The 13,318-nt window shown below is 41.9% G+C and carries 11 protein-coding genes; 2 read left to right on the forward strand and 9 right to left on the reverse strand.

Annotation, left to right across the window (positions count from 1 at the left end):
* Positions 1-116: 116 nt before the first annotated feature.
* Both OIU26_RS04615 and OIU26_RS04620 read left to right on the forward strand, forming a co-directional pair.
* Entirely contained in the window at positions 117-1,853 is a 1,737-nt protein-coding gene (locus tag OIU26_RS04615) for a methyl-accepting chemotaxis protein (RefSeq protein ID WP_264216078.1), read from the forward strand.
* A 297-nt stretch (positions 1,854-2,150) separates the two neighbouring features.
* A complete protein-coding gene (locus OIU26_RS04620) occupies positions 2,151-3,746 on the forward strand; it encodes an S-layer homology domain-containing protein (protein WP_264216079.1) in 1,596 nt (531 codons plus the stop codon).
* An 88-nt stretch (positions 3,747-3,834) separates the two neighbouring features.
* Here OIU26_RS04620 and OIU26_RS04625 read toward each other — a convergent pair whose 3' ends face one another.
* The 9 genes from OIU26_RS04625 to licT all read right to left on the reverse strand — a co-directional run bounded on the left by OIU26_RS04625 (position 3,835) and on the right by licT (position 13,133).
* On the reverse strand, positions 3,835-4,797 hold the full coding sequence (locus OIU26_RS04625; protein ID WP_436449016.1) for a helix-turn-helix domain-containing protein: 963 nt from the start codon (positions 4,795-4,797) through the stop codon (positions 3,835-3,837).
* Positions 4,798-4,934: 137 nt separating this feature from the next.
* The gene (locus OIU26_RS04630; protein ID WP_264216081.1) at positions 4,935-5,330 is read right to left on the reverse strand and encodes a hypothetical protein; all 396 of its coding nucleotides are present in this window, start codon (positions 5,328-5,330) and stop codon (positions 4,935-4,937) included.
* A gap of 43 nt (positions 5,331-5,373) precedes the next feature.
* On the reverse strand, positions 5,374-6,357 hold the full coding sequence (locus OIU26_RS04635) for a sensor domain-containing diguanylate cyclase (protein ID WP_264216082.1): 984 nt from the start codon (positions 6,355-6,357) through the stop codon (positions 5,374-5,376).
* 31 nt (positions 6,358-6,388) lie between these two features.
* Positions 6,389-7,195, reverse strand: coding sequence for an alpha/beta fold hydrolase (locus OIU26_RS04640; protein ID WP_165081919.1), 807 nt, complete (start codon positions 7,193-7,195; stop codon positions 6,389-6,391).
* 261 nt (positions 7,196-7,456) lie between these two features.
* Positions 7,457-7,615 carry a hypothetical protein gene (locus tag OIU26_RS04645; protein ID WP_264216083.1) on the reverse strand — a complete coding sequence of 53 codons (159 nt, stop codon included), beginning with the start codon at positions 7,613-7,615 and terminating at the stop codon, positions 7,457-7,459.
* Positions 7,616-7,727: 112 nt separating this feature from the next.
* A complete protein-coding gene (locus OIU26_RS04650) occupies positions 7,728-8,564 on the reverse strand; it encodes a methyl-accepting chemotaxis protein (protein ID WP_264216084.1) in 837 nt (278 codons plus the stop codon).
* Between the two features lie 225 nt (positions 8,565-8,789).
* Positions 8,790-10,247 carry a 6-phospho-beta-glucosidase gene (locus tag OIU26_RS04655; RefSeq protein ID WP_264216085.1) on the reverse strand — a complete coding sequence of 486 codons (1,458 nt, stop codon included), beginning with the start codon at positions 10,245-10,247 and terminating at the stop codon, positions 8,790-8,792.
* A 28-nt stretch (positions 10,248-10,275) separates the two neighbouring features.
* Positions 10,276-12,192 carry a beta-glucoside-specific PTS transporter subunit IIABC gene (locus tag OIU26_RS04660; protein WP_165081915.1) on the reverse strand — a complete coding sequence of 639 codons (1,917 nt, stop codon included), beginning with the start codon at positions 12,190-12,192 and terminating at the stop codon, positions 10,276-10,278.
* Positions 12,193-12,308: 116 nt separating this feature from the next.
* Entirely contained in the window at positions 12,309-13,133 is an 825-nt protein-coding gene (gene licT / locus OIU26_RS04665) for a BglG family transcription antiterminator LicT (protein ID WP_025679241.1), read from the reverse strand.
* Between the last annotated feature and the right edge of the window lie 185 nt (positions 13,134-13,318).

Here is a 13,318-nt window from a genome sequence, read left to right on the forward strand (position 1 = left end):
TATTACGATATATGATGTACAGTCTTTTGCCTTTAGTAATTAGCGTAGCTGTGGGTTGAGTCTGTATATCGATGTCTAAGGGGGAAATCTCAGTGAAAACAAAAATAGGATCAATCATGAAGGTAAGATCGTTAAGAACGAAGTTAACCATAATGTGCTTGATTATTTTAATTGTACCCACATTCGTGATTGGAATCAGTTCTTATGTTGTTTCCAAGAATGAAATGAATGAATCAGGCAAAGTAGCACTTAAGAATAGTGTGCAAATGGTAATTGGTATGATTAGTTTCCTCAATGGGCAAGTCGAAGCCGGTAATTTAACATTGGAAGAAGCACAGGAAAAACTGCGCATCGAGCTGCTCGGTGTAAAAGATGCTAATAACAAAAGACCGGTAAAGATTAAATATACTGTAGGTAAAACAGGTTATCCGTGGGCAGTCAACCAAGATGCCGTTTCAGTGATGAACCCTTCAAATGAAGGCCAGGATTTAATAAATGCCGTATCGGAAGACGGTGTGCATGTGGGAAAAGAGTTTGTAGAAGCCGGTACAAACGGCGGGGGATTCGTCACTTATAAATGGGCTTTACCTGGTACAGATCAAGTGGAGACGAAAATTTCGTACGTTGAAAGGGATCCTTATTGGGGATGGATCATCGGTTCTGGAGCATATTTTAACGAATTTAACAGCGGGGCGACCAAGGTCCTTTATATTGTCCTGATTATTACGACTATTGCAGTTATTCTGGGAGCAATTATCGTAAGCTTTGTTTCGGGACGTTTTACGAAGCCTATTATCATGATTGCAAAGCGGCTTAATGCAGTTGCGGACGGTGATTTAACGGTCGAAGAAGTCAAAATGAATTCAAAAGATGAGGTTGGCGAGCTGGCACAGGATTTCAATCATATGATTAAAAATATTAGATATTTGATCGGTGAAGTAAACCTGTCCACAAAGCAGGTAGCAGCTTCCTCGAAAGAATTAACCCTTGGTGCAGAGCATACTGGGCAGGCAACCGAGCATATCACCATCGCGATTCAAGAATCGGCGGCCGGTGCGAAGGAGCAGCAACTGATGCTCCAGAAGACAACCAGCTCGCTTGAGGAAATTTCAATAGGCATGCAGCGGATCACGGATAGCTCCTTGACTATTGCTGAATCGTCTGCAGACGCGATGGAAATGGCGAGCCTTGGCGGTACTGCTGTACAACATACGGTGAAGCAAATGGACTTGATTAACCATTCCGTCAATGAAACCGATGCGGTTATGAGAATGCTGGATGAACGCACTCAACAGATCGACACGATGCTACATGCCATTACGGATATCGCACAGCAGACCAATCTGCTTGCCTTAAATGCTTCAATTGAGGCTGCCCGTGCAGGCGAAGAAGGCCGCGGCTTCTCCGTAGTTGCTTCAGAGGTAAGAAAGCTGGCCGAACAATCGAACCAGTCTTCCGGGCAGATTTCCGAGTTGATTCAGAATATGCGCAAAGATATGGAGCATTCGCTTAAGACCATGGAACGCGTAAAACAGGATGTAGACTCCGGCATTAAAATTGCCAATGAGACGGAGCAGCAGTTTAACAAAATTGTGACGTCCACCAATCATATCGCACAGCAAACGGAAGAGCTCGCGAGCATCACGGAGCAAATAACCGCAAGTGTCCAGGAGATTTCGGCGAGCGGAGAGAACGTATCCAGTCTGGCGCTTCAAGCAGCGGACAACTCGCAGAATATTGCAGCGTCTGCAGAAGAGCAGCTGGCTTCGATGCAGCAGATCACCAGCCTGGCAACGACCTTGTCGGATATGTCACAGAAGTTACAAGATCTAACGGTCAAATTTAAATACTAACGGAAATAAGTCTTTCCAAAACATCGCTCTAAACTGTTCTTCATATTATGAGGTCAACCGGTTCTTTCTGGTTGACCCTTTTTGCATTGTTCTGAGGAATTACTGAAAAGGCTTGCAAATCATGATCCCCTTCTAGCGATGTGAATTGGGCACGGTTTTTGTTGATTTGGTTCAGAATTGGTTCAGAGGTATTTAGTATAGTAATTCAGTAGTGTAAGAAAATCATATTCGTAGGTTAGTCATCATGGAGAATCTTAGTAAGCTCATCGTGACACCGGAAATTTATGGAGGAAGTTTATGAGTAAATTCAAGTCTTTTTGTTTAACTTATCTTGCTGTTATCGTCTTATTTGGAACCTGGACATGGAGTTTTTCCGAGAGTACTGTGTATGCAACCTCCTCACCAGCACCTAGTGTAACGGATGCTGTGTATGCTACTGAAACCACGGTAACGAGTTGGACAAATCCTTCTAAACAAGGTCAATCCGTAACGTTTAGCATCAAAACCATCTCAACCCCACAAATTACGAAAGATTTAACCGGCTCGGTTATCCTTATGGACGGTACGGATATATTAGATACGCTGACGATGAGGCCAAATGGCATTGCGAATGGATATGCCACTGCGACCTACACCACAAGCGATTTAAGTGTGGGAAGTCATCCGATTACTGCTATTTATAGTGGGGATGCTCGATTTGCTCCCAGCACATCTGAGCCATACATTCAGGTCGTAAATGCATCTACACCTACGACTACACCTTCACTGAGACCTACAGTAACTACAGTACTGAGTTCGCCAAATCCGTCTAGTCACGGCCAAGAAGTAAGGTTTAGCGTGAGGACAACTTCGAACCCACAAACTTCGGGCGATTTAACCGGAACGGTCATCCTTATGGACGGCACGAATATATTAGATACGCTGACGATGGAGCCAGTGGGCATTTCGAATGGTTATGCCAATGCGTACTACACTACAAGCAACTTAAGTGTGGGAAGCCACCCGATTACTGCTATATACAGTGGAGATGTTCGATTCGCGCCGAGTACCTCTGAAGCGTATATACAGGTTGTAAACGGAGATGCAGGCACTGGTGGTACTGGAAGTACGAGCGGAACCGGTGCTACTACTGGTAACGACAGCAGCAGTAGTAATAAAAAAGATAAGAAGGATAACGCGGATAGCAGTGATTCATCTTTTTCCAGTGAAACAACCACATCTTCATCACCATCGGTTTCAACAACGGATGTACCGACTCCGGAAATCATGCCCGTAGAGCAATCCGAGGTTGCGCATGAAAAATATATAACGGGTTATCAGGATGGTACATTCCGACCGGACCAGTCCATTACACGAGCTGAAACCGCCGCGATGATGGCTAGAATTATGAAGCTGGAGACAAAAGAAGGCTCAACGACATACAAAGATGTACCTAACATGTATTGGGCAAAGGATTCGATTATAGCGCTTACGACACAGCACCTCATGAATGGGTATGCAGATGGAACATTTCGGCCAGAGCAACCCATTACCCGTGCAGAAATGGCAGCAATACTCGCATCCTGGAAGCAGCTTAAAGGTACACAAACCGCAGCGTCTCCCTATACCGATATCGAAAAGCATTGGGCAAGAGATTCCATTGTAGCGCTAGCTAATGCAGGATGGATTACCGGTTATAACGACAACAGCTTCCAACCCAATAAATATATAACACGAGTAGAGACTGTTACCATTTTGAACACTATCTTAAAGCGAGGACCCCTGGAAGGAACAATTCAGGCTACTTGGAAGGATGTACCAGTAGATTACTGGGCATTCAAAAATATTGAAGAAGCGTCTCGTACCCATACTTCAACCATCAATTCAGAGGGTACAGAAACTTTCGTAAAATAAGCACCAAATAAAAAGCTGGCATCCTTTCTATAACAGGGTTCCAGCTTTTTGTTTACTTGATATCTTTAGAATGGTCAAAAAAGAAATTTTAAAATACTTTCTTCAAGGATGATGGTTTCACTCCGTATTCCCGGAAAAATTGCTCTGAAAATGCACTCACATTGCTGTACCCTACAGCCATCGCAGCTTCTGTTACATTGCTCTCCTGGCTTCGAAGCAGCTTCATCGCATAATCGAGACGAATTTGGCGCAAATATTCAAATACAGTCGTTCCAAAACATGCTTTGAATCCTTTTTTTAATTTAAAATCGTTTAATCCTACTTTTTTGGATAATGCGATCAGTGAAGGAGGATCAATCATGCTGGATTCAAGGATTTGCCGAGCCATATGCAACTTTCTGACATCTTCTTTAGATAAGCCTTCGGGCATGGGGGTTAAATCAAATAATTGAATCATAAGTCGATTTAAAATCTCTAGTGCTGCTGCTTCCATTAATAAAGGCGATCTATGCACACTTTTCAAGTCTTTGATCAAATGTTCAATCATCACTATACTTCTGTGATCCAGTTCAAAACCAAGGTGATAGAATGCAGCCCCCTTCAGAATTTGATTAAATTCAATAGCTACCTGTCGACGAGCCGCCAACTGTGAAGCCGCATAATTAAACAACGAAACAGGAATACCAAGTGCAAATGATTGGTATTGTTCGTTAACCGGAGGATGGAAGCGTGCTTTGAAATCCTGTAAAAAAATAAGAGCCCCCCGCCCCGACGGGAGTGTATAGTCCAGACCAGCTATATTCACATGACGTTGCCCCGAAAGTGCAAATTGAAGTTCAATCATTTGTCCTCTGGAAGCAAAGTTCGTCGGGTAAGGCTCGTGATATTGAATGTGCGAATACACAATCTCGATTCCGCTGTAAGTTGTAACTCGGTAAATATGTCCGTTACCCGCTTCTGGTAACATCATATAGGTATGCTCATTTTGTTTTCTAAACGGAGTTTTTTCTAAATAATGCTGATATATTAATGATAACGAATTTGAATTCACAAGCATCCACCTCAAAGGTTTTCATTCATTTTGATGATTCAAATGAGAATCGTTATCATTAATATTAGCTGAATTTGAATGGTTTGACCAGACTTATTGGAGTATGCTGTAGTGATACGTGATATTCGGGGAATCTATTAATCCCAATCCATATAAAACATTGCTTTCAATTTCCCCTTTTCACATGCTGGGCAACTCAAATGAACAGGCACATTGTTTTCAATGTGTTCCTGCTCCATAACACTCGCGCATCTAGGACAAGCATAAGAAATTTTATACTGTGATGAGTCCGATATCATCTCAATAAACAGTTCATTGCGGATGGCCTGACAGACCGGACATACATATATCGCGTCATAAGCAGCATATCTCGTCGAAGGGTTGCCTATGAATTCCCCAATACGTCGTTTAAGGACAGTATCCTGTACAAACGAAGCAATGGATTCCAAACTCATATATGAAAAACCAAACCCTACAAATATGTTCTTAGTATAAGCACAGGTATCACAGTCCAGCTTGTACGCTTCCCCCATGTTTATCACTCCCCAACTCTTCATGCGGTTATTGAAGCCTCATTTATTTCTTTACGAGACTTGCTGAATGCGTGACTTGGTTTCTCCCGCCACTCTTAGAAGCATACAGTGCCAAATCCGCTTGATGAACTATCGATTGTTCCGTATCGGCTTGCGTAACCGTTGCCACACCGATACTCACAGTAATGCTGTATTCTCCCCAATCCCTTGAGGCCGTCATGGAACGATATCTTTCTGCCGTACGAATGGCTTCCTGTTGATTGTTGCCGGGAAGGATAATTACAAATTCCTCGCCACCGTAACGAGCGACAATGTCCATTTCCCGTGAAATGGATTGTAGTAATTCTGCCAGATGAGTGAGCACCAGGTCGCCCACCGGATGACCATAAGTGTCGTTAATGCTTTTGAAATGATCAATATCAATGAGCAGCAGCGAAAAAGGTATTCCAGTCTCTTGAAAAGAGGCTAGGCTGATTAGTAATTGATCTTGAAAATATCTTCTATTCTTTAGCCCAGTTAACGGGTCGGTTGACGCCATCGTTTCTAGCTGGAGATTGATCCTCACTAATTCCTGCTGCTTGATTTCATATTCTTCGTGCAATCGTTCAAGCTTCTGGTTGGCTTCATTCGTAGCCTGATATAATTCCTGAAGCTTGGTTTTGGTCTGTAGTATATCTTTCTCGTGTTCAATACGCTTACGCATCACAAGCACTACACAGTCAATCACTGCTTCCCCATTTCGTTCCTGGCGAACCCCGTTTAGTAGTATAGGCACATCCTGTCGATCACTTGTGCGAAACGAAAAGTACATCTCATCGACACGCCCGTACAACTGAATGTAGGGATAAAAATAAGTATGAAAAAATAGCTTGTTCGTAACAGACATTGTCGTTTCAATCGGCCGCCCGAGCAATTGATCGCGTTCATACAGAAGCATGTCCAATAAAGTTTGATTTACCGATTGAATGATCCCAGCGTCCGAAATTGAAAAGTATCCACAGGGAGCTTTATCTAATTGAATATCCATTGCATGACTGCCTTTCATACGATATTACACGCTACACGCTGGCTAAATATTCTTTGATTAAATTGCTCGTTTCTCCTGGTTGGCTTAAATGAGGATAATGCCCCTTTGCTCTCATCTGCTGAAGTCTGCTATTTCTAAGATGGGTATGCAAATAGTCCCCTACCTCAATTGGAGCAATACTATCGTCTGAGCACTGGAGAATAAGCGTAGGAACCGAAGCATGCTGAAGATCGACACGGCAATCTGAAAAAAATGTAACCTCTGCGAATTGCCGTGCAATATGAGGATCTCTGGAGCAAAATGCCTTTTCCAACTCTTCGGTTAAGTCCCCTCGCTCGGGATTCTGCATAGCGATGGGCGCCATGTAACTAGCCCAGCCAATAAAGTTCATTTGCATCATATCCAGTAATTCATCAATATCACTCTTATCGAAGCCTCCATAATAAGAAGGCAGGTCATTCACATAGCGTGGAGAAGGACCGAGCATGACAATGCGTTCAAAATATTGAGGGCTGCGGATGGATGCGAGCATTCCGATCATGCTGCTAACGGAGTGTCCGACGAATATGGTATTTCGTAAGTCTAACGCTTCCATAATATCCAGCACATCTTGGGCATACCCTTGCAAGTCACTGTACTTTTTGGAATCATAGTATTTTATTTGAGAATCTCCGGAACCAACGTAATCAAATAAGACGATTTGGTAGTTGTCGATAAAGCTAGGGACGATATAACGCCACATATCCTGGTCGCATCCAAAGCCGTGAGCAAACACAATCGTCTGGCTACCTGTGCCCAGCACTTTTACATTATTACGTAGGAGAATATCAACGGTCATTGTAAATCACCTCTCTGAGGTAGTATCTGTTCTATGGCTTCTCTTCCCTATTATATCGGAAAAGATTTGATTATGGATAATGGATCTCATTCATAAATCCAGCGTTTCATGATCCCCTTTACCTTGTGCACATGTTGCTGTGATGGGGAACAAATAATAACTAATTCATTTTTCCCATTCGTTTCTAACCAATAGTGTACGTCATCCTCTTCATTAACCGTTTCTTGAATGATTCTGATGGATTTATGACTTAATTTTGATTTAGCCGAAAAAATGGGGTTCATATCCATGACTTTCTGTGTTATAATAAGGAATCACCCAGTTCTCCTTATCCTGATCTTGTACTACATTTAGAAATACACGCACCCAATAATCCTCTAGTTCTGTGTAACTCTGTTCATTCAACCCATTCAAATTCATACATGTATCCACTCCAAGTTATTCATCTATAAACTTAAAAAAAGTCTCGCCCTGTGATCTACATTTCCATGACGGAATGCACAATTCACAGACCGAGACTTTTTTTCAATCTTTATTTTGCATCAATATCATTCGTGATTTTCTCTATTAAACCTCTCAAGCCTTGGTTGGTTTCATTTAATTGATCAATAATATTCATAAACTCTGACACAAGCTTGGCCTGCTCTTGGGAGGATACTGTAATCTGCGCAATCTCTTGTTCCATACTATAAACGGAATGTCTGACAGCTTGCAAGGATTGCTCGATTCGCCCAGTGGCTTCCTTGGTGCCCGTAGACATCTTGCGGATTTCTGCGGCAACCACTCCAAATCCTGCTCCTGCCTCACCCACCCGAGCAGCTTCAATGGCTGCATTTAATCCAAGCAAGTTTGTCTGCTCTGAAATTTCCTTGATGTAGCCTGCCACCTCAGTCACATTACCAGAATCCTCAACCGCCTTTTTCGTATTGCTTAAAATGTCCTCGGCCGTCGCACTAAGCTCCTCCGAATGGGCTGCTACATGCTGAATCCCTTCCACTAGCTTGCTTGTAACATCCTCTGCTTGGCTCATCAACTTCTTCAGTTGATCCTGATTATCCATACTATAGGTGATGCACATTACTGCCTCGATCTCATTCTGTTCATTCTTGATCGGATGAAAGTAAGAATCAGCAGCAAACCCAAAAACTTCGGCATCATAACGCACTCTGGTCTTTTCTCCGCCTACTAGCATTTTGAAGTTCTTGTGTACATCAGGAAGAGGGTCGCCTGCCTTGAAGTCATAGACTAAACTTTTACCCGACTGAAAGAATAGAAATTTTTCCCTATTCATTACGGAAATTAAAACATCTTGTCGTGCAGCTTCTCTAATCAACGGCATGGCAGTCAAAACAGCTTCTACTTGATTCATAATATGTATCCACTTCCTTATATTTTGTTATCCATCCTACCCTCTATGTCGACATTTTCATCCCGTGTGTTTAGCGAATTATCATACTATTGGCTAGGTTGAGTCCCTAATTTGTATACATTTACCGTAGTTTCCTGAAGGGAAGTCGTTTTAAATCCAAACAGCGCATACCTATGGAATAGGCACGCGCTGACTGTACAACTTTTTGAAGACACACACTAAGCATTAATCCAGCTGTTCTCCATTGGTTTCGATCACGCTCTTATACCAATAGAAGCTCTTCTTTCTGGATCTGGCAAGTGTTCCTTTACCTTCATTATCCTTATCGACGTATATGAATCCATAGCGTTTTTTCATTTCACCGGTTCCCGCACTTACCAGATCAATACATCCCCAAGGCGTATAACCTATTAAATCTACTCCATCAGCAATGGCTTCTTTCATTTGCTCAATGTGTTGCTTCAGATAATCAATTCGATAATCATCCTGAATGGAGCCATCTTCTTCCACGGTATCCACGGCACCCAGACCATTCTCCACAACCATTAACGGAATTTCATATCGGTTATAAATGTTATTGAGGGACCATCTCAATCCCTGTGGATCGATTTGCCAGTCCCAGGCGCTTGCTTTTAAGTAGGGATTCTTTAATCCCATGGATAAATTGCCACCCACCTTCTCCTGATTGGGGTCTGCACTGACACAAGTAGATGAATAATAACTGAAGGTATAAAAATCTACGCAACCTTCTTTTAAGACATCCTCATCATTGTCCTGCATCGTAATTTGGATATTATGTTCTTTAAAATATCGTTTAGCATATCCCGGATAAGCACCTCTTACTTGAACATCTGAGCATAGGAAATTACTCAAGTTATCCTTTTGTTGAGCCAGCAAAACATCATCAGGGTTACAGGTAAGTGGATATGAACACATATAAGCAATCATACAGCCAATTTTAAAATCTTTATTGATCTCATGTCCTAGCTTTACCGCCTTTGCGCTGGCTACAAATTGATGATGCAAAGCTTGATACAATACCTGCTCATCCTTCACTGTAGCATGGGCAAGCTCTCCATTTCCCTCTGGCATCATCGCTCCGGCCATGAACACTCCGAAAGACAAGGTTAAGATATTGATTTCATTAAAGGTGAGCCAGTATTTTACGACATCTTTGTATCTGTTAAAAAGAACTTCACAATATCTTACATAAAAATCGACGACTCTGCGGTCTGACCAGCCATTATATTTTTGGGCTAAATGGAACGGTGCTTCATAATGTGAGATTGTAACCAAAGGCTCAATGTTGTACTTTTTCAATTCTGCGAACACACGATCATAGAACTGCAAGCCTTGCTCATTCGGCTCTGTATCATCTCCGTTAGGAAATATTCTGGACCAAGCAATCGACATTCTAAAGACCTTGAAACCCATTTCAGCAAATAATCGGATATCCTCTTTATAATGATGGTAGAAATCAATCGCCTCGTGACTTGGATAGTTCATGCCTTCTTCCAACACAGGCGTAATTCTTCGGGAAACAGTATGTGTCCCGGCTGTTATGACATCAGCAGTGCTTAGTCCCTTACCATCAACGTTATACCCACCCTCAAATTGGTTAGCAGCCGTGGCCCCTCCCCATAAAAATCCTTGCGGAAACTTCTTGGTTATATTATTGTTCATTGTTCATTCCTCCTAAAATATTGGTAGCTTAGACCATGACCGTCAATAAATCCTCTTTATAACCAATCGTCTTTTTCTCCGTTTCAATGACATCCAAGTAACTAGCAGTGTTGGCAACGATCACAGGGGTAGTCAGAACGTAACCTGCCTCTTTGATCGCCTCCATATCAAACTCCATGAGCAATTGCCCTTTTTTGACGGCTTCCCCTTGTTTTACTTTGGGATAAAAATGTTTACCTTTTAATTTGACCGTATCCTTGCCTACATGGATGAGGATCTCCACGCCCTGATCACTGGTAATTCCGATGGCATGACCTGACGAAAATAAGGATGTTAATACACCATCTACAGGTGAAACAACCTTGCCTTCGGAAGGCTCAATGGCAATCCCTTTACCCAAAGCACCTGTGGAAAAGGCTTCATCAGTTACCTCAGATAAAGGCTTTACGTCACCCATTAACGGACTGATCACCGTCTCCTGCCTTACTAATACTTCCCCTCCTTTTGCTGCCCCTGTTGTACTCGCTTCTTTTTTCGTTTCTTTCACCTCATCATCTCTGAATCCGCCAAAGAACATAAGCAAGAAGCCTAATACGAAACTTACCAGGATACCGATAACAGCCCCATAAAATCCGCTGTCTATTCCTGATGGACTGATATAGCTCGGAATCGCGAAAATGCCCAAGCCGCCAATAATATAGCCTTTCGTTCCCATCATGCCTATAATACCGCCACCTACCGCAGACGCTATACAGCTTAAAATGAATGGTTTCTTACGTGGTAGTGTAATCCCGTAAATCGCTGGTTCTGTCACACCAAAGATCCCGGAGATGACAGCTGGAATGGAAAGGGATCTCAGCTTTACATTTTTGGTTTTGAACAAAATCGCCAGCACAACACCTGTTTGAGCAAAGGAAGCTCCCAGCGTCGCAGCGAGGATCGGATCGAATTTGAGCACCGCCAAGTTGTTCATAGCGATAGGAACAAGACCCCAGTGTAATCCAAAAATAACAAATACTTGCCAGAAAGCACCCATGATGGTACCTTCTATAATTGGGCTTAAGTTATACACAAAGAGCGTTGCTGCGCCAAGCAGTTGACCTGCCCAAGTCGAGAGCGGTCCAATCACAATCAGTGCTAATGGAACAATAACTAACAAGGTGAAAAACGGTACCAAGAATGTTCTCACTACGCTAGGGATGACCTTTTTAAAGAAATTTTCTATTTTTGAGCCTACATAGGTGGATATGATAATCGGAAGAACAGTTGATGCATAGCTCATCAGAATGACCGGAATACCTAAGAAGGTGATGTATACTGGTGACTCAAATATAGTGCCGCTAAATAGAGTGTATAGCGGTTTACCCGAGGCTGTTATCGTGCTAAAGGTTGGATAAACAAGTGACGCCCCGATCGCCATACCTATAAAAATGTTGGCATTGAACTTTTTGGCCGACGTATACCCCAGGAAAATAGGGAAGAAGTAAAACAAGCAATCTCCTAAAGCATTGAGAATTTGATAGGTACCTGATGTTGCGGTCAACCAGCCCAAGGCTACAAACAATGCTGTGAAGCCCTTAATCATACCCGTGGCACTCAAGACACCCAGCGTGGGTGTAAATACACCTGAAATGGTATCAATAAACCTATTGAACAAACTCACTTTTTCACCTGAGGCTTCTTCTGAATCACCTGCCTGGAAACCACCTATCGTGGCAACATCCGCATAAACCTCGGGCACATGATTACCGATCACCACTTGGTATTGCCCGCCGCTTTTTACCACAGTGACAACACCATCCATGTTTTTCAGAACCTCTGTATTGGCCTTATTTTCATCTTTTAGCTTGAAGCGCAAGCGTGTAATACAATGAGTTAGACTATTTACATTTTCTTTGCCGCCGACATTTCTGATGATGTCTTGTGCTAATGTCTCATACTTCATTGTAACTGCCCCTTTATTTGTATTTATAAAAAAAGGCAAAACCAAAATAGATCAAATTCGATCTAGGTTGGTTTCGCCTGCATTACCAGTAACAATCCAAGGAGTTATTCAATTGGTCATTGAGTTACGCGCTGAATATGAATCGTTATATACAGTTTTTCTTCATCTGATAATACCGTGTCCAAGTATTTCTCAATCTTTAGCATACAGCTGTAAGCTTTTTTGTACTTTGCTTTCACTTGCCTTAATAGAAAATCATCTTCCAGTGCTAATTTTTCTTTTTGAATTAACCGCTGAAAGAAAAACCTTAAATGTGTAATAAATCGTTCATAGCTGGTCGAGTGTTCGTCTAGCGTAATATTGTAAGAGTACTTAATAATATTTAAGATATCCTGTATTTTTTGAGTTTGCTGAGCGACATCAGTTACTTTATGGTTGGAGCCGTTTACTTGAGCATTGATTAAATGAAGAGCTATATTCCCTGCTTCATCTTCAGACAATCGTTTACCTGTTTCGTCTTCAATAAACTCCAGTGCTTTTAAGCCAACTCCAAATTCTTTAGGATAAAATTTTTTAATTTCCCAGATGAGCGGGTTCGCATTTTTAAACCCTTCATCAAACATTTTAAATGCATTGTTCATGTGATCTGTAAGCGAAACATATACATAGTCACTCAGTTGTGCTTCCAATATGCTTTTTCCATATTCAATGATGTCATAGCATAACGAAACATATTCTGTAGGGACATCCTCTAACAATAATTTAAATTTTTCTGAAGCATCTTTTTGTTTAAGCACAAACACCTTTTCAATTAAATGCTCTTCTACTTGTTCTCCTGCATTCTTTTTGAATGCAATTCCACGACCCATAACAACAAATTCATGCCTTTTTGAATCTTTGGCTATTATGGCGTTATTATTAAATATCTTTGTTATGATCATTCTGGCTGCCCCCTGATCCCGTAATAATTTAAAAAAGGATTTAGATGCTGGGCGATATTTCAGATAGGTCACAAGACGGTAATAGCCGATCAACTTTCATTGCAAACCAAACTATAAAGTGCAGTAAAGATCTACAACTCCATTGTATTGAAAGCGCATTCATAAAGAGAGATAAGCCCTACATC

This window comes from Paenibacillus sp. BT-177, from assembly GCF_025846815.2.
GTDB lineage: Bacteria > Bacillota > Bacilli > Paenibacillales > Paenibacillaceae > Paenibacillus > Paenibacillus polymyxa_C.